Raw genomic sequence first — 23,596 nt, 5'->3', positions numbered from 1 at the left:
CCGACGTGTCACAAGCCAAGCAAAGAAAGTCTTCCGCCGCCCAAAGCTCTGGACTCCCCAGCATCACGCTGGGCACGGGCCTTGGGCTGCTCGCGGCAATTTTGCTCACCGGCGCGTTGATTTCCATCCTGATGGGTACCATCGGGTGGGCTTACCTCGCCTTCCTCGTCATCGGCTCGCTGCTGGTGGCGCTCATCGTAGAAGAACGCGGCCTCTTCCTCACGGTGGCTTCCATCCCCATCTTGTATGCCATCACGGTGGTACTGGCCGGATTCTTTATTACCAAGGCCAACTTGCCAGAGGGAGCATCACCGTTTTCCAAGACGGCTACCGTAACCGCAGCTTTCCCCCTTGTCCAAAGCTTTCTCTGGCTCCTCATCGCTTTAGTAGGCGCAGGAATCATCGGCTGGTTGCGATGGGTCCGCTACCGTAAGACGGCACGTCGCACCGCTAAAATGGAAACTTCCTCCCGCCGTTCCGATGCTGAGCAAGACCGCCGCAATCGCGCTGAGCGTTTATCGGTCGCTGACTTGATGGCGCGCGATAGGCTGGCAAAGGAACCTACTAAAACTCCAGCCACTCCGCAGCGCGCCCGCGCTTCTCACACGTTAAGGAAGTCCCGCCCCACGCCCAAAGATCGCCTGCGTGGGCGCGACCGAGAGGAACGCCGCCGCCTCCAGCAAGAGGAACGCGCAAATCCAATGCGCCCGGATCCAACCCGGCGCGCCGGCGATTCGGTACCGGCGTCTCAGGAGCACAAGCAAGCGCCCAAGCAAGGTTGGGACGATAACCTCTATGACGAGGACTAAAACAAAAGAAAGGCCCGGAAACGGGCCTTTCTTTTTTTAGATGTAGTTTAAGCGCGCGCCTGTTTAAGTGCGTGCTGGGCGCAGGTCGCGCGGCAGGGCGAAGGTAATCGTCTCCGTAGAGGTAGTTACCTGTTCTACGTCGCTATAGCCACGCGCATCGAGAAATTCCAATACCTCGCGTACCAGCAATTCTGGTACAGATGCACCACAGGTGACTCCGACGGTGCGCACGCCTTCCAGCCAGGCATCGTCGATCTCCTTGGCAAAATCTACGAGGTGTGAAGCCTTAGCACCAGCCTCGAGCGCGACTTCGACCAAGCGCACCGAGTTAGAGGAGTTTTTAGACCCCACCACAATCATCAGGTCGCACTTGGGGGCAATGGCTTTGACGGATTCTTGGCGGTTTTGGGTGGCGTAGCAAATATCGTCTGAAGGCGGATTTTCCAGATGCGGGAAACGCTCGCGCAGTTTATTGACGATGGTGATCGTCTCATCCACCGAGAGCGTGGTTTGGGACAGCCAAATAAGCTTCTCGTCCTGCAGGAAATCCGGCAGCTTAGCAACGCCCTCGACGCCATCCACAAGGTGGGTAACCTCCGGTGCTTCGCCGGCGGTTCCTTCCACTTCCTCATGTCCTTCGTGGCCAACCAAGAGGATGTGATAGCCATCGCGCTGGAAGCGCTGGGCTTCCTTATGCACCTTGGTTACCAATGGGCACGTGGCGTCCAACGTTAGTTGCTTGCGCTGCGTTGCCTCTGCCCGAACGGCCGGGGAAATACCATGGGCGGAAAAGACTAGGTGGGCACCTTCTGGGGCTTCAGAGGCCTCGTCAACAAAGATGACGCCGCGTTCTGCCAAAGACTCTACGACGTAGCGGTTGTGCACGATTTGCTTGCGTACATAAATGGGCGCGCCGTACTTTTCCAGCGCCTTTTCTACGGTTTCAACCGCGCGATCTACGCCTGCGCAGTATCCGCGCGGCGCCGCGAGGAGAACATTTTTACCTTCAGTCATGGCTCCCAGAGTATCGAAACAGCACCCAAAACAATAGTGGGGCCCACCGCCACCATTCCGGCTGCCCCGAGCGGGGCAATCATCTGCGCTGGCCCCTAAACTAGGCGGAAGAATACGGCAGACTGAAGAAAGGGAGGCTGTGTGAATCAACCGGCAAATACTCCGGATACTCCCTGGCCCGTTGGTAAAGTCAACGACCAAGTCAAGGGCTGGATCGAGCGCCTGGGCTACCTGTGGGTAGAGGGTCAATTAACCCAAATTAATTTCAAACCCACCTGGAAGCTGTCCTATCTCACGCTGCGTGATGTACAGCAGGAAAAGTCCGTGCAGCTGACCTGCCCATCATCAATGTTGCAGTCATTGTCAGCACCGCTAAAAGACGGCGACCGCGTCATTGTCCATGGCAAGCCGGCTTTTTATGCCGGCCGCGGTTCTTTTTCACTGTGGACCACGGAGATTCGTCATGTGGGCATAGGTGATCTACTCGCGCGCATTGAGAAATTGCGCCAGCAGCTTTCGGCAGAGGGACTTTTTGATCCTGCTCGCAAGCGGCCACTGCCTTACCTACCGCACAAAATCGGGCTGATTACCGGCCGCGGTTCGGCCGCGGAGCGAGATGTGATGGCGGTAGCTCATGATCGCTGGCCAGCGGTACAATTCCGAGTTCTCAATACCGCGGTTCAAGGTGCGAATACCGTTCCAGAGGTTATCGATGCCCTCCAGCAGCTAGATGCGGATCCAGAGGTAGACGTCATCATCATCGCCCGCGGTGGTGGCTCTGTAGAAGACCTGCTTCCCTTCTCAGAAGAAGCGCTGCAACGCGCGGTCGCGGCTGCTGGCACTCCGGTGGTCTCCGCCATCGGCCATGAGCCGGATAGCCCGGTGCTCGATAACGTCGCGGATCTGCGCGCTGCCACGCCTACCGACGCCGCAAAGCGCGTCGTCCCCTCCGTGGCCGAGGAGCGTGCCGTTATCGCAGAGGCACGCTCCCGGATGGCTGCCGCCTTGCGCGGCTGGGTGGAAAGGGAGCGACGCGGCCTGGACAATATTCGTTCCCGGCCCGTCATGGCAGACCCCATGACCCCCATTCGTACGCGCCGCGAGGAAATAGAGCGGACTCGTGCCACCATGCGCCGGGAAATTGAGGTCATGGTAGAACGCGAGACCCGCCACGTGGAGTCGCTGCGTGCTCGCGTTTCAGCTTTGGGACCTTCAGCTACTCTCGCCCGCGGGTATTCCATCGTCCAAGTGGTACCCAAAGATGGCTCCGGCCCCGAAGTTGTCACCTCTTATGAGCAATCCCCTCCCGGCGCGCAACTGCGCATCCGCGTGGGCGATGGGTCTATTACCGCTGTTTCTATGGCCTCCCAGGCCGCCGATTAATCACCGAACAAGGAGAAAACAATGTCAGAGGACACCATTGGCACCGGTCAACCAGGCCAGGATGCTTTTACCCCAGTAGAAAAATTGAGTTATGAGCAAGCCCGAGACGAGCTCATTGAAACCGTAAAGATCTTAGAGCTCGGGCAGATGGGCTTGGATGAGTCACTGAAGTATTGGGAGCGCGGCGAGGCCCTTGCCCGAACGTGCGAGGCACATCTCGACGGCGCAGCAAAGCGCGTTGAAGCAGCGCTCGAGAGGGCCGAAAAAGCAGACGCAGAAGGAGACGAGTAGTGCAGATTTATGGGTATCCAGGTGAGCGGGTGGATTTTGTGTCGAGGTCTGCGGCCGCCGGTTCCATCATGGCGGGAGACTCCCGGGAATTCGTAGAGGAATTCTTTGGCCCAGCACATACCCGCGATGATGACGAGGTGAGCTATTTCTCCCAATCCGTGGTGCTGCGCTTTACAGGCGATAAGGTACGCGAAATCGCTATTTATCCGCAGCGTTCCCAGCGTGAGCGCATCGATGTTTTTGTAGGAAAGACGCGCCTTAGCGGCTTAGATGAGGAATCCCTCGCAGAGGTCATTGCCCAGGCCGGCGACGGTCTTAGCGCCACCGCTGCGGCAGAAGGATTGGGCGAGGTTATTTTTCGGCTATAGGTGCGGCGTCGATAAACGCAGCGGTAGCAGCCTCAAAATCGCTATCGTCTGCGGCACCGGAGATAATGAGGCGGGCGTCGCCCAAATCTGTCACCCACAGGCGGCGCACGGAGTCGTCATCACTTTCTAGTACCCGCACTTGGTGCCCTTTGACCTCACGGGCAGATTCGATGCCGCGGTAGTTGGCGTCGTATTCCTTACCCGCATCATCGGCCGCCACCTGTGTCTGAGTAGACTCCACAAACCCTTGGTCAGCGGTCACCCAGCTGACCACGGTGGCGTTTTCTCCTCCCATATCAACGCGGCGGGCAGCATTAGCCTCCCAGCCCTCTGGCATATCAGGATTGCGAATAGCGCCAATTCCTGCGCGAGCTTGGGTTTCAAGGAAGGTTTGTTCATCCACTTCCTGCACCGCTCCCTGTTGAGTTTCGGAATTGATCGAGCATAGGCCGGTCGCTCCTACGGCCAGCAGCATCATGATCACCACGACGGCGAGGGACAGGGAGATATCCTTCGCGCCTTCAAAAATCTTTGGTCTTTCTTCTGCAGCCACGCGCCTTAGTATCGCACGGTGTGCTTCCAAAAAGCCACACGGCCCATTCTCCCCCGAAAGTTTGATGAATCCCCCACAAATGGGGCGCAAAATCAGACCCATTAGAGCAAAAAAGTGCGAGAATGGAAAGGTAGAGCATCAAGGGGAACACCCCTCGATGAGAAAACTATGGAAGGCAACCACTACACATGTCCGAAAATACGTCTTATCTTCCTGACCGCAACCTGGCGATGGAACTGGTCCGTGTCACTGAGGCAGCAGCGCTCGCATCCGGCCGTTGGGTAGGCCGCGGCCAGAAGAATGAGGGCGATGGCGCGGCGGTCGACGCCATGCGTAAGCTCATCAACTCCGTTGCAATGAACGGCGTCGTTGTCATTGGTGAGGGCGAAAAGGATGAGGCCCCTATGCTATTTAACGGCGAAGAGGTAGGCACCGGCGAGGGCGCCGCCATGGATATCGCCGTGGACCCCGTTGACGGAACTCGTTTGATGGCAGAAGGCCGCCCCAACGCTATCTCCGTCATCGCGGCCGCAGAGCGCGGAACCATGTATGACCCTTCCGCAGTCTTCTACATGGAAAAGATTGCTGTTGGCCCAGAAGCAGTCGGCGCTATCGACATCAACGAGTCAGTGGAGTGGAACATCAACTCCGTGGCCAAGGCGAAGAATATCCGCCCGGAAGATCTGACCGTCGTGGTCCTTGACCGCCCGCGCCACGAGCAGCTCATCTCTGAAATTCGCGCCGCCGGCGCAAAGGTGCGCCTCATTATGGATGGCGACGTTGCAGGCGCCATCGCCACCTGCCAGGATTCCAATTCCATCGACATGATGATGGGCATCGGCGGCACCCCAGAAGGCATCATCACCGCCTGCGCTATGCGCTGCATGGGCGGCGAAATCCAGGGCAAGCTGTGGCCAAAGGATGAAGAGGAAGCAGAAAAGGCCCGCGCAGCAGGCCACGATTTGGACCGCGTCCTTAAGACCACTGACTTGGTCTCCTCCGAAAACTGCTACTTCGCTGCCACCGGCGTGACCAATGGTGACATGCTGCGCGGTGTTTCCTACCGCAATTCCGGCGCTACTACCCGCTCACTGGTTATGCGTTCCAAGTCCGGCACCATCCGCTACATCGACTCCATCCATAAGCTATCCAAGCTGCAGGAATATTCCGTAGTGGATTACACCACCCCGACCAAAAACTAGGGGGCACCCCCGAAGGCGGCCCTCCTGGTAGATCTCCGCCATACTGGAAAGCACACACTACCCAATTAACTGAGGTGATCTTCACATGACTGAATACCGCATCGAACATGACACCATGGGCGAAGTAAAGGTTCCTGCAGATGCCCTGTGGCGAGCACAGACCCAGCGCGCAGTGGACAACTTCCCTATTTCCGGCCGCGGCCTCGAAAATGCGCAGATTCGCGCACTTGGCCTCCTTAAGGCAGCTTGTGCTCAGGTAAATAAGGATTCCGGCAAGTTGGACGCGGACAAGGCCGATGCCATTATCGCCGCCGCTACTGAAATCGCCGAGGGCAAGCACAATGATGCTTTCCCTATCGACGTTTTCCAGACTGGTTCGGGCACCTCGTCCAATATGAATACCAATGAGGTTATCGCCTCCTTGGCACACCAGAATGGCGTGGAGATTCACCCGAATGACCACGTGAATATGGGCCAGTCCTCTAATGACACTTTCCCCACCGCCACCCACGTTGCCGCTACTGAGGCCGCCGTTAATGACCTCATTCCGGGCTTGAAGGTTCTGCACGAGTCCCTGAGCAAGAAGGCCAAGGAATTCGCCGACGTGGTCAAGGCGGGCCGTACCCACTTGATGGACGCCACCCCGGTTACCCTCGGTCAAGAATTCGGTGGCTACGCCCGCCAGATTGAGCTGGGCATCGAGCGGATCGAGGCCACCCTGCCACGCTTGGGCGAGCTGGCCATCGGCGGTACCGCCACCGGCACCGGCCTGAATACCTCTGGGGACTTTGGCGCTAAGGTCACCGAAGAGCTCAAGAAGCTCACCGGTGTTGCGGAACTAAAGGAAGCAGGGAACCACTTTGAGGCACAGGCCGCACGCGATGGCTTGGTGGAGTTCTCCGGCGCCATGCGCGCGGTTGCTGTGTCCCTTAATAAGATTGCTAATGACCTCCGCATGATGGGCTCTGGCCCACTGACCGGCCTGGCAGAGATTCACCTGAAGGACCTGCAGCCAGGTTCCTCCATCATGCCGGGTAAGGTCAACCCGGTCATTCCGGAGGCCGTCACCATGGTTGCCGGCCAGGTGGTGGGCAATGACGCCGCAGTCGCCTTCGGCGGTGCCCAGGGCCACTTCGAGCTCAATGTCTTCATCCCGATGATGGCACGCAACGTGCTCGAGTCTGCTCGCCTGCTATCCAATGCCTCCCGCGTCTTCGCCGATAAGTGCATCGATCACATCGAGGCCAACGAGGAGCGCATGAAGCACTTTGCGGAGTCTTCCACTTCCATCGTGACCCCGCTCAACTCTGCTATTGGTTACGAGAACGCGGCCAAGGCCGCCAAGCATGCCTTGCATGAGAAGATCACTGTTCGCCAGGCCGTCATTGATTTGGGCTTTGTCGATGGCGAAAACCTCACCGAGGAAGAGCTGGATAAGCGCCTCGATGTGCTGAGCATGACTAACCGCGACCGCGATAACTTCTAAGTATCCGCCGCACCGCTACCCCGCCCGGGCAGGACCCGGGCGGGGTTTCGCATGCCTGGGGTAAGGGGGACGTCGGCAAGAGCAATGGCACATCTCACATAAAGAAGGATGCACCTCTAAAATCACCCTTTTTGCACTTGGTGCAAGTTTGCACCGAGTGTAACGTTGCATGACGTGCAAGAAGAACTATCACTACGCGAGCAGAAACGTCTCGAGACGCGCCTGCGCATAGAGGATGCCGCCACAAAACTGGTGGATGAACAGTCCTTTAGCGCAGTCACCATTGAGCGGATCTGCGAAGTAGCCGGTATTTCTCGGCGCACCTTCTTTAATTACTTCGATTCCAAGGAATCCGCCGTTTTGGGCGCTCCAAGCACCGAGTTTACGGAAGAGATGCGGGAACTCTTCCTTAATGAGCCAACGACCAGCATGGTAGACCTCGTCCTCCAGTTGGTCAGACAGCACATGGAAGGCCACCACATCAACCCGACTATCCGGGATCGCCGCAAACGCATCTCCAATGATCCAGATGCAGCTGCGGCGGCAATAAGCCGGAAGCGAGCAAAATCCATTGAGCTCATCGATCTCATTGAAGAGCGCCTTAACAAAGAACCGGAGCTTCGCGTCCTTGACAGCTGCTCTTCTAGCACCGAGGCGATGCTCATCGCCGGCCTCGTCCGTGAGGCACTTTGGTTGGCGATGGCATCCCCGGATGCAGATTGCAGCCTAGACCTCAGCGCGCGTCTCGATACTTCCCTCACGCTAATAACAGACTTTATGAAAGGAATGCGATGGTAGATACGGCTGCTAAGGCCCCCTCGCAGGGCCAGTCCCGCGCCGATAACCTCGGGCTTATTTTCTCGGCCCTAATGCTCACCATGCTGATGAGCTCCTTGGGCCAAATGATCTTCTCTTCTGCTCTTCCAACCATCGTTGGTGAGCTCGGCGGCGTCGACCACATGAGCTGGGTCATCTCCGCCTTCCTTGTCACCATGACCATCGCCATGCCTATCTCCGGCAAGCTGGGTGACATGTTGGGCCGCAAGTGGCTCTACATTGGGGGTATCGCCACCTTCGTCGTGGGTTCCACCCTCGGTGGCTTTGCTGACTCCATGACGCTGCTGATTATCGCCCGCGCCGTGCAAGGCTTTGGCGCTGGATTCATGATGATCTCTTCCCAATCCATCATCGCCGAGGTCACCTCCTCCCGTGAGCGCGGCAAGTTCATGGGCATCATGGGCGGCGTCTTTGGCCTGTCTTCCGTCCTCGGCCCCGTCCTCGGCGGCTGGTTCACCGATGGCCCTGGTTGGCGCTGGGGCATGTGGATGAACATCCCGCTTGGCATCCTCGCCATCATCGTCTGCACCTTGGTGCTGCACCTGCGCGTCGGTGAGGCCGACATGAAGCGCTTCGACTGGCTCGGCGCCACCTTCATCGCCATCACCACCGCTTCCCTTATTCTCATGACCACCTGGGGCGGCACCGAGTACGAGTGGGGCTCGTCCATGATCCTCACCTTGGGTGCCATCACCATCGTTGGCGCCATCATCACCATCCTGGTGGAGCTGCGCGCCAAGGAACCGCTCATTCCAGTTCGCCTATTCAAAAACCGCAACATGGCCCTTACTACCCTGTCCGGCGTGGTACTGGGCCTGGCAATGTTCGGTGTTCTGGGCTACATGCCTACTTACTTGCAGATGGTGCACACCCTGACCCCGACCAAGGCGGGTCTGATGATGATTCCGATGATGGTGGGCCTTATCGGCACCTCCACTGGTGTGGGCTTCATCATCGCCCGCACTGGCCACTACAAGGTCTACCCCATCATCGGCCTAGCCATTACCGCTGGTGCATTGTTCTGGATGTCTCACCTGACCGTAGAGACTTCCCTGAAGCAGCTGGGCTGCGAGTTCTTGGTCTTCGGCATCGGCCTGGGCATGGTTATCCAGGTACTCGTGCTCATCGTCCAGAATTCCTTCCCACTGTCCCAGGTGGGTACAGCTACCGCGGCGAATAACTTCTTCCGCCAGATCGGTTCCGCACTGGGTGCTTCCCTGGTTGGCTCCATGTTCATCCACAATATGAAGGATGAGATGGCCACCCGCATGCCAGAAGCCTTCCAAAAGATGGGCCCTGAGGGCGCCGCCTATGCAGAAAAGTTTGGCAATGCCGACGGCGGTGCCAATAGCCTCACCCCAGATTTGGTCGCGTCCTTCCCCAAGCCAATCGAGGAAGCAATCCTCAATTCCTATAATGACGGCCTGACCCCGGTTATCGCTCTGATGGTTCCGTTGGTCATCGTCGCGCTCCTTCTCCTCCTGCCTCTGCGCGAGGAGCGACTGAAGGAAACCATTGACTAATGTCGCTCACACCTGCAGAAACTGAGGCTACAAGCCAAGAACTGCATGCCTTGCGCGATGCACTCCCGCTTGCCGACGCCCCCATTGAATCCGCCCTCGGCTATGCTCCTGGCGGCCTGCAGGCGGCATTGGATGTTCATGCCAACCCCATCGAGGTATGGCGCACTAGGGACTATCTAGTTTCCTTAGCCCGCGCACACGGTATCCCGATCCCGCGCTTTAGCCGCTTGAGCGATAACATGCGCTCATCGGCGCAGCGCTGGTTCGGCCCCTGGGACGTTCCTACGGTGTAGCGCCCCACACGCCCCGCTCTCGGCGGGGTGTTTTTTATTGCCAGAAACCCATCTGCCGCAGAACTTGGGACCCAATTCCCAAAATGGCAACGATGGCGGCAATGATGCCGATAGCCGCGCCGGCGCTCGATCCTCCACCACTGCCGCTTATCGCTGGCTTTTTGGTGACCGCTACCGTCTGGTTCAGTGCTTCTCCAGCCGGGCGAGTTTCCCCGTTGCGCAGCAGGTATGGAGTAATACGCACCTCGGCCGTGCCTTCCTGCAAAGCCTCATATGTGCCGTCAGAATGCACCGCAAGAACCTCCGGATCGGACGAGGTTAGCGATGACCCCGGCACCCCTAACCGGGCACCGTCCCATCCCGCAATGCTTACGCCAATGCTGCCGGAATCGCCCACATGGGTACCGCCGCTAAAACGTATAGCCGCGCTTGCCAGAGCGGCTTCCGGTACCACAATGGGAAATGCGTGCCGTCCTTCGAGGCGCTCTGGGGCGCCCGACACCGCGTGCTCGGAATAATGGCCGGCCGTCGTGCTGCCAACCTGTGCCTGGGCAAAATAGTGGTTGGCTGGGTTAAGCAAGCTGTAAATATACCCCGCACCGTCAGAATAGGAACCGTTAGAGCGAATGAGCTGATTCCACTCGCTGCCAGAACCGCCATCAGTAGACCAGTTAGCAATGGCGCGTTCCATCGGTGAAGTGGTGAGGTTTTCTGCGAAAAAGGCGCCGGACTTTACCGTCCACGGCTCCTCCCTGTCTCCACGGCGATGATCAAAATCGTAGTTTTCCTCCGCAGCGCGCTGCATCGCGGAGTGTTTCAATCCCCTGCTCCAGGATATGCCGTTGATATATGCGGTGCGGTCCGGTGCGACGTCGCGAAGCCTAGCACCAGCAAACGGAAGATTGGCATCCCAGGCCTTGGCGCGCAACTCATGCAACTGGCGGGTCACCGTCTCGATATGGGACTGTAGCTCAGGAGTGGCAAACACATAGGCCACACCACCATCAACCGATGTCCAACTGGGCAACAGGCACCGAGCCTGCGGAGGGATAGGACACGGCTCCCGCTGTAGGAACAGAAAGCGCCCCTGCCGTCATAGCCGCAACGGTGGACAAAGCAAGGGCACGAGTACGCACAGACATTTAAAAGCCTTAGAGAGATAGCGTACGAATACTCTCTTAACTTTATTCCTGTGCGCTGGGAAAAGCTAACGCTTCTTTTCCTCCGGCTTGGGCAAAAGCAGCTCGTACACATCGGTATCTCGCCACTGGCCCGCAAGCTCGCCGTAGGTCATCTTCGCCATGTGAGAGTAAGTGCCCACCTTCACGAATCCACGGGACTTATGCAGCCCCGCAGAACCGGCGTTTTCAGGGAAGATCCACGAGTGGATAGCCCACTTGTGCAGGTCCTTACATACCTCAATCAAGCGATCCAAAAGCGCGCCGCCGATGCCGCGGCCCTGCGCCTCGGAGCCCAAGTAAATAGAATCCTCCACTACTCCGTGGAAGACGGTGCGGGTAGATACCGGCGCCGCAGACACCCATCCCAAGACCTTCGAATCATCATCGGCTTCAACAGCCACATGCACCGAGGGCATGATTTTGCCGGCTTTGAATTCTTCAAAGGTCAGGGAACGGGTCTCGTAGGTGGCGTGCCCAGTATTGAGTCCCTGTTCATAGATCTCTCGCATCTGGGGATAGTCCGCCGCGGTAAAGGGGCGGATGCGGAAATCTTTCTTCTTTTCGTCCGAAGACGTCTGCTTGGCGTTATCGCTCATATGCAACATTATTACTGGGCAATGCCCAGCTTCGCCACGCTGTACACATCACGATCGCCATACGCGAACATGTCTGGCCTAATCGCCACCTTCCAGCAGGTCGGTGACGAGCTCCGCAATGGCGGAACGCTCAGAGCGCTGGAGCGTAATATGCGCAAATAGCTCGTGCCCCTTGAGCTTTTCAATCACTGCCTGGACGCCATCGTGGCGGCCCACGCGCAGGTTGTCGCGCTGCGCTACGTCATGGGTGAGCACCACCCGTGAGCCCTTGCCTAGCCGAGAAAGCACGGTGAGCAAAACATTGCGCTCCAAGGACTGTGCCTCGTCCACAATAACGAAGGCATCATGCAGGGAGCGGCCGCGAATATGCGTCAAGGGCAAGACCTCAATCAGGCCGCGCTCATGGATTTCTTCCATGACGTTTTCAGACACCAAGCCTTCCAAGGTGTCATAGACTGCCTGCGCCCATGGGTTCATCTTGTCCGATTCGGTGCCCGGAAGGTATCCCAACGACTGCCCACCTACCGCATACATCGGGCGGAAGACTACGATACGGCGGTGTTCGCCGCGCTCGAGTACAGCTTCCAATCCGGCGCACAGGGCGAGTGCCGATTTACCAGTGCCGGCGCGTCCGCCAATGGAGACGATTCCGATATTTGGATCCATCAGCAAGTCCAAAGCTATGCGCTGCTCCGCGGAGCGTCCTTGCAGGCCGAAGGCATTGCTATCGCCGCGCACGAGCTCCACCACACCTTCCGCGGTGATGCGCCCCAGCGCGGACTGCGCTCCCGCTACTAGGGTAAGTCCGCAATGGACTGGTAGCTCCTCCACGGCAGTGCCCTTTTCAGTGTGAATGCCGTCTAGCATGACTTCCCCATCACGGTAGAGGGCGTCGATGACATCCGAGCTGGTTTGCACGGTTGCCATTCCGGTATAGCCGGTCAGAACCACATCCTGGGCGTGGTACTCATCCGCCTGTACACCCACTGCGCCGGCTTTCACGCGCAGTGGCACGTCCTTGGTGACTAGCACGGTATTTTTACCTTCGTGTGCAAGGTTGAGGGCGCAGGCCAAGATACGGTGGTCCCCCTCTGGGCCACGGAAGGCAGAGGGCAACAAGGATTGGTCTTGATGGTTCAATTCCACGCGCAGGGTGCCGCCATCTACGTTCACGGGGACAGGCTGGTCTAGCGCCTCATAGGTAGCGCGCAGTTCCTCCAAAAAGCGAAGAGCTTGGCGGGCGAACCAGCCAAGCTCTGGGTGATGACGTTTTCCTTCCAGTTCAGAAATAACCACAACGGGAAGGACCACATCGTGCTCTGCGAATTTGCGCAGAGCCCAAGGGTCAGAAAGCAAGACCGAGGTATCCACTACATAAGTCTTGGTAGCGACGGTGTTATCGGTTGTGGCAAGCGGAGTAGAAAGTACAGAGGGACGAGTCATGGTGGCAGGGTTCTCCCTTGAAATGCGGTAGATCAAACTTCTTCCGTATAGCCCCAAAATCCGGGGTTGCCACCCAACGTAGGCACCGAAGGTTGAAATTACATGGGTGCAAGATGAACTTTAAGAAAACGAAAAATCCCTCCGCAGCAGATGCTGCGAAGGGATTACCTCAAAAAGAGCTTTTTACTTCTCTACGGAAGAGGTGAACTTGCCGCTCTCATCCTGGAGCCAGGAGATAACGCCATTGTCGAACTGCTGGGTCCAGCCCTTGCCCTCAGTAGCCTTCTCCTCGGCAGCCTTAGGCAGGCCTACCTCTGCGTCCAGACCGCCCTGCTCCTTCCAGGTTTCAGCGATCTTGCCGACGATTGGCTGAGCCTCATCGTCATCCTTAGCCATAGCCAGCAGGTTGCCGCCATCGAAGGTTGCCAAAGAACCCTTATCGGAGGACTCTACGCTCTGTACGTCGCCCCACTCAGCCTTCTTCTCCTCGATGGCAGACGCCAGAGCTGCCGGAACCTCCTGGTCGCCATTGGCGGTGGAGACGGTCTTGGTGTCGCCGTCCTTGGAATCAGCATCCTCAGACTCGGAACCATCCGCATCCTCAGACTCGGAGGATTCCGCGTCCTTATCCTTTTCGGAGGTAGCTTCATCAACGGCGGAGCCAGCAGCGTCGGAAGCATCAGCTGCTACGGAACCGGCGGTGTCCTTAGCGTCGTTAGCTGCATCCTCAGCATCGGAGCAAGCTACGAGAGCAACGGACAGGGTTGCGGCAGCAAAGCCACCTACGATACGACGAGTCATCTTCTGCATTTCTGCATCATCCTTTCATCAAGAAAGTAAGTTAATTCTAATTTTTATTAAATCGCCCTTCATGACGAACGAAACCCACCGTAATGACACCACCCAGCGGGCGCCACCCACACGGACAGGAAGCAGACAGCAAATACTAAAGTACTACCTCCGTTTGCGCTGCTTAAAAGCCTTCTTTTTATTTTGTAACGAATTGTTAACGTTTCTTCGCGCTTGCTTAGCCCTCGCCTTTTCCCTGGCGCTTCGCTTCGGTTTCTCCTGCCGTGAGGACCGTGCGGTGCGGCCCTTGGCGACGCCCACGAAGTCCTGAATTGCCTCTCCGTCATCCTCCTTGCGCCATACCAGGGCAATCTCCGTCACCGGCACGGACTCATCCTTTAGCCCGAGTGGCACCACCTGTTTCTTGCTGAGCACCTTGAGCAGGGGGCGCGGTGCAATCGCGATTCCCACATTGGCTGCCACCACTTGGAGGGCATCGCGGACCGCGGGGACATCAACGAGCCCGGAATCGGCGAGGCGGTAGTTGAGGTGTTCATCTGCGACGTCGGCAAGCGTGAGTTCCTCGCCTACTTCGGCATAGACCGAGTCCTTCGGAACCGCAATTCCTGGAGCCTCTTTATAAAGGCGCACCACATGAAAGGAGTCATCCACGCGGGCATCCGGCAGACGCGCGAGGGCCACATCCACCTCTCCACCTAGCAGCGGAGCTAGCGCATCGTCTGCATCAACGGTGTATAAACCACCATGAGCAGTATTTTCTTCGAATCGGCGGAACCACTTTCCAGGCTCCGTACCGGTGGCAAAAGCTAAGCGCAGCATAGAGGACAGTCTACTGAAAGTGCTACGGTAATTACGTGACTGAAGAACATAAGCAACCATCCGGCACCGCCATGCGTGCCCAGACCGCAGCGAAGAAGCTTGGCATCTACCTGCCCGCTGCGCCGGACGAGTTTCAAAATAGTGCCATTAGCCACGAAGAGCTGCGCGAATTGCAGCATAACCCGCCCGAGTGGCTGCAAACCTTGCGTCGCGAGGGTCCTCACCCCCGCCCGGAAGTCGCTCATAAGCTAGGCATCTCTGTTACCGCGCTCAAGAAAAACGATATGGATAAGCCGCTAACCACAGCGGAAATCAATCAGCTCCTCCAAGAGCAACCAGAATGGCTCCAGCAGGCCCGCGCCACCATGGCGCAGGCCCGTGGACATGAGGTAAAAGACTAGACCAGCTTCCAGTCCTCGAGGCCCTCATACAGCGGGTAGTGCTGGGCAATCTTGTCCACGCGTGCGCGGAGGGCCTCCACATCGGCGTTCTTGCCCTGTACCAAGGCGGTGCCGATGATATCTGCGACCTCGGTAAAGGCCTCAGCATCCAAACCGCGGGTTGCCAGCGCAGAGGTACCAATGCGCAGGCCAGACGTGACCATCGGCGGACGAGGGTCATTCGGGACGGCATTGCGGTTAACAGTGATGCCTACTTCATGCAGCAGATCCTCTGCCTGCTGGCCATCCAACTCGGAATTTCGCAGGTCAGCCAAGACCAAGTGCACGTCGGTGCCGCCGGTGAGCACGTCCACGCCAGCCGCCTTAGCATCCTCCGCGGTAAGGCGCTCCGCCAGAATGCGAGCACCCTCCAAGGTGCGCTCTTGGCGCTCCTTAAACTCCTCGGTCGCGGCAATCTTCATGGCAATGGCCTTCGCAGCGACTACGTGCATCAGCGGTCCGCCCTGCTGCCCTGGGAAGACGTTGGAATTGATCTTCTTGGCATACTCCTGCTTGGCCAAAATCATGCCGGAGCGTGGGCCACCCAGGGTTTTGTGCACGGTGGTGGACACGATATCAGCGTGCGGCACCGGGCTCGGGTGCAGGCCGGCGGCCACGAGGCCAGCGAAGTGAGCCATATCTACCCATAGGTAAGCGCCGACCTCATCAGCAATTTCACGGAAGGCCGCAAAATCCATGGTGCGCGGGTAAGCAGACCAGCCACCAATAATAACCTTTGGCTTCTCTTTCAGCGCTTGCTCCCGCAGCTTATCCATGTCCACGCGCATGGTCTCTGGGTCCACCTCGTAGGCGGCAACATCATAAAGCTTGCCGGAGAAGTTCAACTTCATGCCGTGAGTCAGGTGACCGCCGTGAGCGAGGGACAAGCCCAAAATCTTGTCTCCTGGCTCAGCAATGGTGGACAGCACCGCAGCGTTCGCCTGCGCACCGGAGTGTGGCTGAACATTGGCGAATTCCGCGCCAAAAAGCTCCTTCGCGCGGTTACGAGCCAGGTCCTCCACGACGTCGACATGCTCGCAGCCTCCGTAGTAGCGGCGGCCTGGGTAGCCTTCAGCGTACTTATTGGTGAGCACGGAGCCCTGCGCCTGGAGCACGGCGCGAGGCACAAAGTTCTCAGAAGCGATCATTTCCAGAGTTTCGCGCTGGCGGGAAATCTCTCCCTGGATAGCGCCGAATACGTCCGGGTCAAGGTCGCGGAGGTCAGAGGTAAAAGAAGCCATAAAGTGTGGTCCCCTTCTCAATATCAAGCGGTATGGGCTGCTGCATATCTTATCGTGCCCAGCACCCGAAGGGGGCATACTTTTACCCATGGATTAGGCAAGTGCGACAATAGAGCCATGGCGCGCACATTGGATTCGAGTCCCTACCTAGATTTTGACCGCGAGACCTGGCGTGGTTTGCGTAAATCCATGCCCCAGGTGCTCACGGAGACCGAGGTTGAAAAACTTCGCGGCCTAGGAGACCGCATTGACCTAGATGAGGTGGCTGATGTCTACCTCCCTCTCTCCCGCCTTATCCACATGCAGGTCACAGCGCGCCAGCAGCTCACCTCAGCTACTGAATCCTTCTTAGGAAATCCTCCAACGCACGTTCCGTTTGTCATCGGCGTGGCAGGTTCGGTGGCGGTAGGAAAATCCACCACTGCCCGTCTTCTACAGGTGCTTCTGCAGCGTTGGGATTCTCACCCCGAGGTCGCGCTCGTTACTACCGACGGCTTCCTCTTCCCCACCAAGACCTTAAAAGAACGCGGTCTCATGCAGCGCAAGGGATTTCCGGAATCCTATGACCGGCGCGCATTGCTCCGCTTTGTCACCGACGTAAAATCAGGAAAGCCACTGGTCAAGGCTCCACTGTATTCGCATATCAGCTATGACATCGTGGACGGAAAATACCAGGAAGTCCATCAACCTGACATCCTGATCCTAGAGGGTCTCAATGTGTTGCAAACAAGCCCTACGCTCACCGTGGCGGATCTCTTTGACTTTTCAGTCTACGTTGATGCCCGCACCGATGATATCGAGCAGTGGTATATTAATCGCTTCCTCACCCTGCGCCACACCGCTTTCCGCGAACCTAATGCCCACTTCTCTGCCTTTGCAGATATGGACGATGAGGAAGCGCGCGCCCAAGCCCGTGAAATTTGGCAGTCCATCAACCTGCCCAACCTCGTAGAAAATATCCTGCCCACCCGCATACGAGCCTCCCTCGTACTCAAAAAGGGCTCGCATCACTTGGTGGAACAAGTGCGGATGCGCAAGCTCTAGCGCTTATTTACCAAAGCGGCGCGAACGTTGGGAATAGTCCCGCAGGGCACGGAGAAAATCCACCTTGCGGAATGCCGGCCAGTAGGTATCTGTAAACCAGATCTCCGAGTACGCGGCCTGCCATAGGAGAAAGCCCGAAAGTCGTTGTTCACCAGAGGTACGGATAACCAGGTCTGGGTCCGGAAGCCCCTTAGTGTACAGGTGCTCACCAATAGATTCTGCGGTGACGCGATCCGCCATCTCCGCAGCAGAGGTTCCTTTCTCGGCTTCCGCGCGCACCAAGTTCTGCACTGCGTCTACGATTTCTTGGCGTCCGCCATATCCCACTGCCACATTGACGATGACTCCGGTATTGTCCTTAGTTTCCGCTGCCGCCGCCACCATGCGCTGGCGAATATCATCCGGGAGCAGATCAAGGTGGCCGACAAGGCGGACTTGGCAACCGACATCGCTGTGGGATAGGTGCATAACCACATCCGAGATGATGTCAAATAGCAGCTCTACTTCTTGTTCGCTGCGCTTTAGATTCTCCGTGGACAGCAAATAGATGGTGACTACTTCGATATCGGTATCGCTGCACCATGAGATCATCTCTCCAATTTTCTTCGCGCCTTGGCGGTGACCGTGGCTGATATCGGTAAAACCAGCCTCGCGCGCCCACCGGCGATTGCCATCGGCCATGATGGCAATGTGTTTGGGCTGCGGCTTGCCTTTAATAAGGCGCGCCAGACGCGCTTCATAAGCCGGGTAAGCCAGCTGTTTGAGAGAACTCACGCTCATTAGTCTATCCGCCTAGAAAATGGACTTTTTGCGGTTATCGTAAATGCCAGCTTCTTTCATCGCCTCATCCACGGCTTCCTCATCAAATGGATCGATACCGTGGTCTTCCGCAAACATCATGCGGCGGCGGAAGCGTGAGTAACGGCGGTGAAAATTCCATCCCGCGATTAACACTGCAACTCCCATTAGGGCCAAGATCAGCAAGCCGATGGGCGAAGCTTTGCCAAATTCAGGACCCATTGGACCGCCTTCGGCGCCCTGGGTGCCTTGAGCAAGTACAAATGCATCATTTGCGGCTAGAACGAAAGAGCCATACACGCTCATGTCTTAAGCCTCCTCTTTTTCTTCGATGCCTGCAAAAAGGTTGTTTTCTGGCAAGGAGGTAGAAACGCGGGTTTTCGCCAGCTCAAACTCCTCGGTGGGCCACAGGCGTTGCTGTACCTCCACCGACGTCGCCAAGAAAGCACCAGCCGGATCAATCTGCGTGGCATGCGCACGCAGAGCCTCCTCGCGATTGCTGAAATAGTCTGCGCATTCCACCTGGGTCGTTACACGCGCCATGATATCTCCAAACGCGGTGTCCCAGCGCGCCAGCATCGGCCCATAGGGGCTAGTTTTGCCCTCCTCCAAGAGCAAATCATGGAATATCTTCATGCGCTGATAGACGAAGCCATGCGAGTAGTACAGCTTTAGCGGCGTCCACGCCTCACCCAACTCTGGGTGATACTCGGCATCGCCGGCCTTTTCCCACGCAATCATCGAGGCCCGATGCACCATCAAATGATCTGGGTGCGGATACCCGCCATTTTCGTCATAGGTGATGATGACGTGTGGGCGAAACTCGCGGATCACCTGGACAAATTCCTGCGCAACGGTGTCGTCTCCCTGCAACGCAAAGCAGCCCTCCGGTAGCAGCTCTTCCATAGACTTGCCTTCAACCGGATCCGGCAAACCGGAGTCGACGTAGCCCAGCCAGCGATGGTGCACGCCTAGCGCACGCGCAGCTTTAGCCATTTCTTCCCGACGAACCTCGCCCATATGTTCCTTGATCCCAGGGCGGTCCATGGCGGGGTTAATCACATCGCCGCGCTCGCCGCCGGTACAGGTCAGCACCAAAACCTCGTTGCCTTCTGCGGCATAGCGCGCGGTGGTTGCAGCCCCCTTGGAAGACTCATCGTCCGGGTGCGCGTGGATAGCTAGTAGGCGAAAATCGCTCACTGAAAATCCATCCCCTTATAAATCTAGGTTCTTTGAACAGATGATTATCCTAGTAGATAATTGGAAAACAGTGGTCCTCGGCTAGAGTGGGAAGCATGACTTCCGCCGGAAAATCTCGCTCAGCCGCCCGCTATGGCTCTCGGGGGCCTTCTGAAAAGAACTCAGGTAGCTGGACTAATAAGGCGCTGGTGCTGATCTTTATCGCCATTTTTATCGCGCTCATCTTCTTTGGCTTCCGGTACTTTCAACAAAAGGAGCGCGTGAACGCGCAGGTTTCCATCGTGACCCAAGAGGTTTTGAGCGATGACACCACCCGCGTCTGGGTCGACGTCACCCGTAACCACACCGATGAAGAGGCTTATTGCATTGTCCAAGCCTTTGATTATTCCAAGTCCGAAGTAGGCCGACGCGAGTTTCCTGTTCCCGCTGGCGGAAATGAAACCCAGCGTATCGCTGTTGACGTCCCGACCAACGCCCGCGCCGTCGCTGGCGGCGCTTATGGTTGCTCTGGCAATATCCCCGAATACTTGGATATGGATAACCCTGACTACGCGGAAAGCCGCTAGCCGCGTGTGCTAGGATTTGTAGCGCCTAGAACTGGGCATTTGCCTAGTTCCACTTTTACTTATGGCCCCAGGGACAACTAGGGGCTTTGACCACAATTCCTATCTACGGAAGGTTGCAGAATGGCTGAGCAGCAAAAGCAGTACATCACCCCAGAAACCAAGGCGAAGCTCGAGGCCGAGCTGCAGGAGCTTATCGATCATCGCCCAGTAGTCGCGGCTGAGATCAACGAGCGCCGTGAGGAAGGCGACCTCAAGGAGAACGCCGGTTACGATGCTGCTCGTGAAATGCAGGACCAGGAAGAGGCCCGCATCAAGCAGATCTCTGAGGTCCTCGCGAATGCCACCACCGAGCGCGGTGCTGTTCAGGAGGGTGTAGCCCACACTGGTTCCGTAGTTCACGTTTACTACAACGGCAACAAGGACGATAAGGAGACCTTCCTCATCGGTACCCGCGCCGCTGCTTCTGACAACAAGGATTTGGAAACCTATTCGGAGCAGTCGCCACTGGGCGCTGCCATCCTCGGCGCGCAGGAAGGTGAGACCCGCGAGTACACCGCTCCGAATGGCAAGACCATTTCCGTCACCATCGAATCCGCTGCGCCGTATGATTCTGCTAAGGCCGCTACTCCGCGCGAGTCCTAAACTTTAAGCCAATTACCACTTTGGAGAAAGAGCATATCCCCATGAAGAAGTTCTCCCGTTACGCTGCCGCTGGTCTCGTCTTCACCGCCGGCCTCTCCCTCGCTGCTTGCCACCCACCCAACCAGCAGGACTCTGATTCCAAGGTAGAAAATGCTTCTACCTTCACTGGTGAGGCCCCAATGCAAAAGGACGCTGACACCAGCTCTTCCGCACCTGAGTCCGTTGTTCAAGAGCAGCAGCCTGTAGTTGAGTCCGGTGTCCCTGAGGAGCCAGCACAGCCGCACCTGAATGGTACCGCCACCGAGCTGCCGCAGCAGTAAAAAGACGGAAGGGCCGAGGGTTTCCTCGGCCCTTTTTCATGTTATTTTTCCACGTTTACTTCCCGCACCCAGTCCCCGATTACGCCGGGCACTACAGCGGGCGGCTCGCCTAATAGGTCGCGTTTATTGGGGTCCCTTTCGACCTGCGTAGTCACGGACTTTACGCGCTTTTTCTCACTATCCTTACCGCGCATCCCCATCATCGGGCCATAAGCCCGCGCCCCGCCAGTAGAACGACCGGCATTGCCCCCGCGCGTTGCCGCGCTGTTTTCGCCGCTTCCGGTTCCAATACCAAGGCTGCCGCCCGCACCGGCACGCATACCGGGTCCTCCTACGGTTCCTGTACTGGCGCCAAGACCTGCGCGCGAACCAACTCCAGCGTAGGGAATTGCCGCGCCAGTTCCGCGTCCAAGGCTTTGGCCCAGTTGCGCACCTCTTCCGGCATGCCTTATATCGGCGCTACTGCTTAAGATTCCCGGGCCGGCTCCGAACCCACCACGCAGTGGCTGTTGCTTACCAAGAGCACCGCGACCGGCATCTGCAGGCCTTCCGGATACCATCATCGGTGCCATACTCCCGCTCGCGGAATGCGCATTAGCTGGTGGCGCAACCGGGCCGCTACCGTTGAGCGCCCCCGTACTCACTCCAGCACCAACGGGATGTGCTGTGCCACTAGGAACCTGCCCCATCACCCCATTCGCTGCGACAGCCCCCGGCATCGATGCCCCTTGGGTGGAAACTTCGTTACCCCCAATGGTTACTTGTTCTCCCAGCCCCAGCCCTTCCAGCGCATTTCTGCCACTAGTATGCATCTGCTGGTGAAAATCGCTGATTTCCTGCGGGCTCATCCCCACAGCATCCAACCCGTTCACGTTTCCATTGACAACGTCAAAGTTTCCGGGGCCCAAATCGCCTCGCGCAATCGCCTCCGCAATCTTTTTCGGCCACACCACTGCTTCGGTAGTGTAGCGCTGACCATCACCTTCTACTCCGACGAGTCCCGCATCGACGCCTCCGCCTCCCGACGCCGGCGATTGCTCCATCAATGCATGCTGGTAAGGCATGGCCTCTATGGCGAACCGCTGCAGGTCTGGTTGCAGCATGGCCAATGCGGCCTTTTCCGCAATTTCACGCTCCACCGGTTCTGGGATTGCCATCACTTCCATAGCCATAGCCATCGCCGCCGGCTGCATCCCCATGAGCTTGGCATGGAATCCGGTTAGCTTCTCCCCCATGACCTTTGCATTTGCCACAAAATGGCTTCCCGACGCCGCCACCTCCCGAATCTTCGCCGCAGCCCTCGACGTAGCCTCGCTATCATTCTCGCTTTCCAAAGACCCGGCTGCTTCTTCTAACCCGCTGACAATATCGTCGACTTCCGACGCCAATGAGCTCCACCGCGCATTTGCCTCCGACACATTCCAAATCTGTGTCGACATCAGGTCCGTCGCAAGCTTCACGATGTCTGTACCCACATTCACCACCGGCATAGAAAACCCGAAGGGACTGTACCCTGGCTCCGGCTGGTTCATAATCGGCATAGACTCAATGCCTATGTCCCCACCCGCATCCGCAATCTCCATTCCCCTGCTATTCGCGTCCTCCTGCGCCTGAAAGCCACGTGCTTCCCTCCCCAAAGAATCAGAAAGCCAATCAAGCTGTTTAACAAAGCTGGAAATGGAATTCCGAGCAGATCCAGGATCCGAACTCAAAACTCGGTCATGAATTGCACCAACATGATCGATTCCAGTCACCGAAGAAAAGCTGCCGGTTAGAGGGCTTTCAGCAGCAATAGTGTTGCCAGCAATGCCTTGATTCAACCGCTCAATTTGATTTATATTTCTGCTTACATTAGCAACATTAATTTTCATTTATTCCCCCGAATTTCAGTTAAATTAAATCTTTCGTCACTTTTCCAGCTTTTTCGCAAGCGCTACTTTCGGTGTTTCCAAAGCTATTCGCTGAAACCGTAACCACTCCTCGCACAGTAGATAGCGTCGCACTGCACGCGAGCTCCGGGAAAATTTCTCCCCGCTGAATTACAACTCCAGACAATTCGCTATCTGTAGTTTCTACCACCAAATTTGGATTTACTTTCGAATCATCAAATGGTTCGTAAGTAGAACTGATGGAAAGAACTGTCTCCTCAGAAATTGCTTTGTAGCTACACCCCTTATGACCAGACTCCGCAATATCCGGGTCCTCATAGCGTTCCAGCCCAAGCTCTTGCAATTTGGCTTCCGAAATCTCTACACATGGATCGAACACTTGGAACCCTGGCTGAGTCGGGTCGAATTCCCCCAGTGGCGGTAGGACGCCGGAAGATTCCCCCGACCCCGTGGCGCCGGCCTCCCCCGATTGGCCGGCGCCTTTCACATTTTTCTCACCGTCGGTGCGTGCCGATTCCCCCCGATTGCTGTCCGCGTCATCCCCCAGGTCCCCGTTGGTTCCCCTGCACCGTCGGCCGAACTAATGCCGCCAGTTTCGTCCACATTCGTGGTTTCCTCTGACGCGCTCCTCGTACCGATGTCCGCAACGCAGCTACCCAGCACAACGGAGCTACTGACCATCAACGTTGCTACGGTTACCTGACGCTTCACAACAATCCTTCGCGCACTCACTTTCTGACGAGAGGAACAAGATAGTGAAGAAGAGAACTCCGTGCTGTCAAGGGGTGAATGCGCCACTTCGACCGGGAGGTAGTTGTGACGCGTTGGACTCCGAAGGATGTTAAGGA

General features: G+C 57.2%; 28 protein-coding genes. 14 read left to right on the top strand and 14 right to left on the bottom strand.

Annotated elements, in window-relative coordinates; all coding sequences use genetic code 11:
• Window positions 1–5: 5 nt before the first annotated feature.
• A complete protein-coding gene (locus QP990_RS11090) occupies window positions 6–809 on the top strand; it encodes a Yip1 family protein (RefSeq protein WP_284799255.1) in 804 nt (267 codons plus the stop codon).
• 63 nt (window positions 810–872) lie between these two features.
• Here QP990_RS11090 and QP990_RS11085 read toward each other — a convergent pair whose 3' ends face one another.
• Entirely contained in the window at window positions 873–1,823 is a 951-nt protein-coding gene (locus QP990_RS11085; RefSeq protein WP_023021876.1) for a 4-hydroxy-3-methylbut-2-enyl diphosphate reductase, read from the bottom strand.
• Between the two features lie 141 nt (window positions 1,824–1,964).
• On the opposite strand from QP990_RS11085, the gene xseA reads away from it, so the two are divergent.
• The 3 genes from xseA to QP990_RS11070 are packed head-to-tail and all read left to right on the top strand — an operon-like array spanning window position 1,965 to window position 3,865.
• Window positions 1,965–3,206: an exodeoxyribonuclease VII large subunit gene (xseA, locus tag QP990_RS11080; RefSeq protein ID WP_023021877.1), complete on the top strand. Its 1,242-nt coding sequence runs from the start codon at window positions 1,965–1,967 to the stop codon at window positions 3,204–3,206.
• Window positions 3,207–3,227: 21 nt separating this feature from the next.
• Entirely contained in the window at window positions 3,228–3,497 is a 270-nt protein-coding gene (locus QP990_RS11075; protein ID WP_023021878.1) for an exodeoxyribonuclease VII small subunit, read from the top strand.
• Window positions 3,497–3,865, top strand: a complete 369-nt coding sequence (locus QP990_RS11070; protein ID WP_023021879.1) for a hypothetical protein — start codon at window positions 3,497–3,499, stop codon at window positions 3,863–3,865. Before QP990_RS11075 ends, QP990_RS11070 begins: the two co-directional genes overlap by 1 nt.
• On the opposite strand, the gene QP990_RS11065 is transcribed toward QP990_RS11070, so the two are convergent.
• Window positions 3,849–4,418, bottom strand: a complete 570-nt coding sequence (locus QP990_RS11065; RefSeq protein ID WP_034656435.1) for a DUF4245 domain-containing protein — start codon at window positions 4,416–4,418, stop codon at window positions 3,849–3,851. The two genes, QP990_RS11070 and QP990_RS11065, sit on opposite strands and share 17 nt — an antisense overlap.
• A 188-nt stretch (window positions 4,419–4,606) precedes the next feature.
• Between QP990_RS11065 and glpX the strand changes: the two genes are divergently transcribed.
• The 5 genes from glpX to QP990_RS11040 all read left to right on the top strand — a co-directional run bounded on the left by glpX (window position 4,607) and on the right by QP990_RS11040 (window position 9,759).
• Window positions 4,607–5,620 carry a class II fructose-bisphosphatase gene (glpX, locus tag QP990_RS11060; RefSeq protein WP_023021881.1) on the top strand — a complete coding sequence of 338 codons (1,014 nt, stop codon included), beginning with the start codon at window positions 4,607–4,609 and terminating at the stop codon, window positions 5,618–5,620.
• A gap of 85 nt (window positions 5,621–5,705) precedes the next feature.
• A complete protein-coding gene (locus QP990_RS11055; RefSeq protein ID WP_284799253.1) occupies window positions 5,706–7,106 on the top strand; it encodes a class II fumarate hydratase in 1,401 nt (466 codons plus the stop codon).
• Between the two features lie 174 nt (window positions 7,107–7,280).
• Entirely contained in the window at window positions 7,281–7,904 is a 624-nt protein-coding gene (locus tag QP990_RS11050) for a TetR/AcrR family transcriptional regulator (RefSeq protein ID WP_284799251.1), read from the top strand.
• Window positions 7,898–9,466 carry an MDR family MFS transporter gene (locus tag QP990_RS11045; protein ID WP_284799249.1) on the top strand — a complete coding sequence of 523 codons (1,569 nt, stop codon included), beginning with the start codon at window positions 7,898–7,900 and terminating at the stop codon, window positions 9,464–9,466. Before QP990_RS11050 ends, QP990_RS11045 begins: the two co-directional genes overlap by 7 nt.
• Window positions 9,466–9,759: a DUF2316 family protein gene (locus QP990_RS11040; RefSeq protein ID WP_284799247.1), complete on the top strand. Its 294-nt coding sequence runs from the start codon at window positions 9,466–9,468 to the stop codon at window positions 9,757–9,759. The genes QP990_RS11045 and QP990_RS11040 overlap by 1 nt, the downstream gene beginning before the upstream one ends.
• A 34-nt stretch (window positions 9,760–9,793) precedes the next feature.
• Here QP990_RS11040 and QP990_RS11035 read toward each other — a convergent pair whose 3' ends face one another.
• The 6 genes from QP990_RS11035 to QP990_RS11010 form a co-directional block, all read right to left on the bottom strand.
• Window positions 9,794–10,747: a hypothetical protein gene (locus QP990_RS11035; protein ID WP_284799245.1), complete on the bottom strand. Its 954-nt coding sequence runs from the start codon at window positions 10,745–10,747 to the stop codon at window positions 9,794–9,796.
• Window positions 10,748–10,763: 16 nt separating this feature from the next.
• Window positions 10,764–10,901, bottom strand: a complete 138-nt coding sequence (locus tag QP990_RS11030) for a hypothetical protein (protein ID WP_284799244.1) — start codon at window positions 10,899–10,901, stop codon at window positions 10,764–10,766.
• A gap of 65 nt (window positions 10,902–10,966) precedes the next feature.
• A complete protein-coding gene (locus tag QP990_RS11025) occupies window positions 10,967–11,536 on the bottom strand; it encodes a GNAT family N-acetyltransferase (protein ID WP_049361538.1) in 570 nt (189 codons plus the stop codon).
• A 78-nt stretch (window positions 11,537–11,614) separates the two neighbouring features.
• Complete coding sequence (locus QP990_RS11020; protein WP_284799241.1) at window positions 11,615–12,979, bottom strand: PhoH family protein; 1,365 nt, start codon at window positions 12,977–12,979, stop codon at window positions 11,615–11,617.
• Between the two features lie 183 nt (window positions 12,980–13,162).
• Window positions 13,163–13,789, bottom strand: coding sequence for an LGFP repeat-containing protein (locus QP990_RS11015; RefSeq protein WP_284799237.1), 627 nt, complete (start codon window positions 13,787–13,789; stop codon window positions 13,163–13,165).
• 144 nt (window positions 13,790–13,933) lie between these two features.
• Window positions 13,934–14,608 carry a LysR family transcriptional regulator substrate-binding protein gene (locus QP990_RS11010; RefSeq protein ID WP_023021890.1) on the bottom strand — a complete coding sequence of 225 codons (675 nt, stop codon included), beginning with the start codon at window positions 14,606–14,608 and terminating at the stop codon, window positions 13,934–13,936.
• 71 nt (window positions 14,609–14,679) lie between these two features.
• Between QP990_RS11010 and QP990_RS11005 the strand changes: the two genes are divergently transcribed.
• On the top strand, window positions 14,680–15,009 hold the full coding sequence (locus tag QP990_RS11005) for a DUF5997 family protein (RefSeq protein WP_023021891.1): 330 nt from the start codon (window positions 14,680–14,682) through the stop codon (window positions 15,007–15,009).
• On the opposite strand, the gene glyA is transcribed toward QP990_RS11005, so the two are convergent.
• Window positions 15,006–16,289, bottom strand: coding sequence for a serine hydroxymethyltransferase (gene glyA, locus QP990_RS11000; RefSeq protein WP_023021892.1), 1,284 nt, complete (start codon window positions 16,287–16,289; stop codon window positions 15,006–15,008). The genes QP990_RS11005 and glyA overlap by 4 nt on opposite strands.
• A 117-nt stretch (window positions 16,290–16,406) precedes the next feature.
• Here glyA and coaA point away from each other — a divergent pair, with 117 nt between their 5' ends.
• Window positions 16,407–17,333 (top strand): type I pantothenate kinase, encoded by a 927-nt coding sequence (coaA, locus tag QP990_RS10995; RefSeq protein WP_023021893.1) that lies wholly within the window; start codon window positions 16,407–16,409, stop codon window positions 17,331–17,333.
• A 3-nt stretch (window positions 17,334–17,336) separates the two neighbouring features.
• Here the strand turns inward: coaA and QP990_RS10990 are convergent, their stop codons facing one another.
• The 3 genes from QP990_RS10990 to mca are packed head-to-tail and all read right to left on the bottom strand — an operon-like array spanning window position 17,337 to window position 19,331.
• Window positions 17,337–18,113: an isoprenyl transferase gene (locus QP990_RS10990; protein ID WP_239205320.1), complete on the bottom strand. Its 777-nt coding sequence runs from the start codon at window positions 18,111–18,113 to the stop codon at window positions 17,337–17,339.
• A 12-nt stretch (window positions 18,114–18,125) separates the two neighbouring features.
• Window positions 18,126–18,437, bottom strand: coding sequence for a hypothetical protein (locus tag QP990_RS10985; protein WP_023021895.1), 312 nt, complete (start codon window positions 18,435–18,437; stop codon window positions 18,126–18,128).
• Window positions 18,438–18,440: 3 nt separating this feature from the next.
• On the bottom strand, window positions 18,441–19,331 hold the full coding sequence (gene mca / locus QP990_RS10980) for a mycothiol conjugate amidase Mca (RefSeq protein ID WP_239205318.1): 891 nt from the start codon (window positions 19,329–19,331) through the stop codon (window positions 18,441–18,443).
• Between the two features lie 95 nt (window positions 19,332–19,426).
• Here mca and QP990_RS10975 point away from each other — a divergent pair, with 95 nt between their 5' ends.
• The 3 genes from QP990_RS10975 (at window position 19,427) to QP990_RS10965 (ending at window position 20,859) form a co-directional block, all read left to right on the top strand.
• A complete protein-coding gene (locus QP990_RS10975) occupies window positions 19,427–19,897 on the top strand; it encodes a DUF4307 domain-containing protein (RefSeq protein ID WP_023021897.1) in 471 nt (156 codons plus the stop codon).
• Between the two features lie 120 nt (window positions 19,898–20,017).
• Window positions 20,018–20,539: a transcription elongation factor GreA gene (greA, locus tag QP990_RS10970; RefSeq protein ID WP_200287834.1), complete on the top strand. Its 522-nt coding sequence runs from the start codon at window positions 20,018–20,020 to the stop codon at window positions 20,537–20,539.
• 41 nt (window positions 20,540–20,580) lie between these two features.
• Window positions 20,581–20,859, top strand: coding sequence for a hypothetical protein (locus QP990_RS10965; RefSeq protein WP_023021899.1), 279 nt, complete (start codon window positions 20,581–20,583; stop codon window positions 20,857–20,859).
• Between the two features lie 41 nt (window positions 20,860–20,900).
• On the opposite strand, the gene QP990_RS10960 is transcribed toward QP990_RS10965, so the two are convergent.
• A complete protein-coding gene (locus QP990_RS10960; RefSeq protein ID WP_340439513.1) occupies window positions 20,901–22,730 on the bottom strand; it encodes a hypothetical protein in 1,830 nt (609 codons plus the stop codon).
• Window positions 22,731–22,749: 19 nt separating this feature from the next.
• Window positions 22,750–23,295, bottom strand: coding sequence for a DUF3558 family protein (locus tag QP990_RS10955; RefSeq protein ID WP_284799277.1), 546 nt, complete (start codon window positions 23,293–23,295; stop codon window positions 22,750–22,752).
• Window positions 23,296–23,596 lie beyond the last annotated feature (301 nt).

Source organism: Corynebacterium sp. MSK071 (genome assembly GCF_030232125.1).
In the GTDB taxonomy this organism is placed as follows: Bacteria; Actinomycetota; Actinomycetes; order Mycobacteriales; family Mycobacteriaceae; genus Corynebacterium; species Corynebacterium kefirresidentii.
This window is presented reverse-complemented; position numbering and strand designations above follow the sequence as displayed.

What these genes read in the sequence shown, in the direction of transcription:
- QP990_RS11030 (WP_284799244.1), bottom strand. Translation starts at nt 10,901, where the DNA reads ATGTCTGTGCGTACTCGTGCCCTTGCTTTGTCCACCGTTGCGGCTATG.
- QP990_RS11020 (WP_284799241.1), bottom strand. Translation starts at nt 12,979, where the DNA reads ATGACTCGTCCCTCTGTACTTTCTACTCCGCTTGCCACAACCGATAAC.
- QP990_RS11025 (WP_049361538.1), bottom strand. Translation starts at nt 11,536, where the DNA reads ATGAGCGATAACGCCAAGCAGACGTCTTCGGACGAAAAGAAGAAAGAT.
- QP990_RS11010 (WP_023021890.1), bottom strand. Translation starts at nt 14,608, where the DNA reads ATGCTGCGCTTAGCTTTTGCCACCGGTACGGAGCCTGGAAAGTGGTTC.
- QP990_RS11015 (WP_284799237.1), bottom strand. Translation starts at nt 13,789, where the DNA reads ATGCAGAAGATGACTCGTCGTATCGTAGGTGGCTTTGCTGCCGCAACC.
- QP990_RS11085 (WP_023021876.1), bottom strand. Translation starts at nt 1,823, where the DNA reads ATGACTGAAGGTAAAAATGTTCTCCTCGCGGCGCCGCGCGGATACTGC.
- greA (WP_200287834.1), top strand. Translation starts at nt 20,018, where the DNA reads ATGGCTGAGCAGCAAAAGCAGTACATCACCCCAGAAACCAAGGCGAAG.
- QP990_RS10975 (WP_023021897.1), top strand. Translation starts at nt 19,427, where the DNA reads ATGACTTCCGCCGGAAAATCTCGCTCAGCCGCCCGCTATGGCTCTCGG.
- QP990_RS11075 (WP_023021878.1), top strand. Translation starts at nt 3,228, where the DNA reads ATGTCAGAGGACACCATTGGCACCGGTCAACCAGGCCAGGATGCTTTT.
- QP990_RS10965 (WP_023021899.1), top strand. Translation starts at nt 20,581, where the DNA reads ATGAAGAAGTTCTCCCGTTACGCTGCCGCTGGTCTCGTCTTCACCGCC.
- QP990_RS11055 (WP_284799253.1), top strand. Translation starts at nt 5,706, where the DNA reads ATGACTGAATACCGCATCGAACATGACACCATGGGCGAAGTAAAGGTT.
- coaA (WP_023021893.1), top strand. Translation starts at nt 16,407, where the DNA reads ATGGCGCGCACATTGGATTCGAGTCCCTACCTAGATTTTGACCGCGAG.
- QP990_RS11045 (WP_284799249.1), top strand. Translation starts at nt 7,898, where the DNA reads ATGGTAGATACGGCTGCTAAGGCCCCCTCGCAGGGCCAGTCCCGCGCC.
- QP990_RS11005 (WP_023021891.1), top strand. Translation starts at nt 14,680, where the DNA reads ATGCGTGCCCAGACCGCAGCGAAGAAGCTTGGCATCTACCTGCCCGCT.
- glyA (WP_023021892.1), bottom strand. Translation starts at nt 16,289, where the DNA reads ATGGCTTCTTTTACCTCTGACCTCCGCGACCTTGACCCGGACGTATTC.
- QP990_RS11040 (WP_284799247.1), top strand. Translation starts at nt 9,466, where the DNA reads ATGTCGCTCACACCTGCAGAAACTGAGGCTACAAGCCAAGAACTGCAT.
- QP990_RS10985 (WP_023021895.1), bottom strand. Translation starts at nt 18,437, where the DNA reads ATGAGCGTGTATGGCTCTTTCGTTCTAGCCGCAAATGATGCATTTGTA.
- QP990_RS10990 (WP_239205320.1), bottom strand. Translation starts at nt 18,113, where the DNA reads ATGAGCGTGAGTTCTCTCAAACAGCTGGCTTACCCGGCTTATGAAGCG.
- glpX (WP_023021881.1), top strand. Translation starts at nt 4,607, where the DNA reads ATGTCCGAAAATACGTCTTATCTTCCTGACCGCAACCTGGCGATGGAA.
- QP990_RS10960 (WP_340439513.1), bottom strand. Translation starts at nt 22,730, where the DNA reads ATGAAAATTAATGTTGCTAATGTAAGCAGAAATATAAATCAAATTGAG.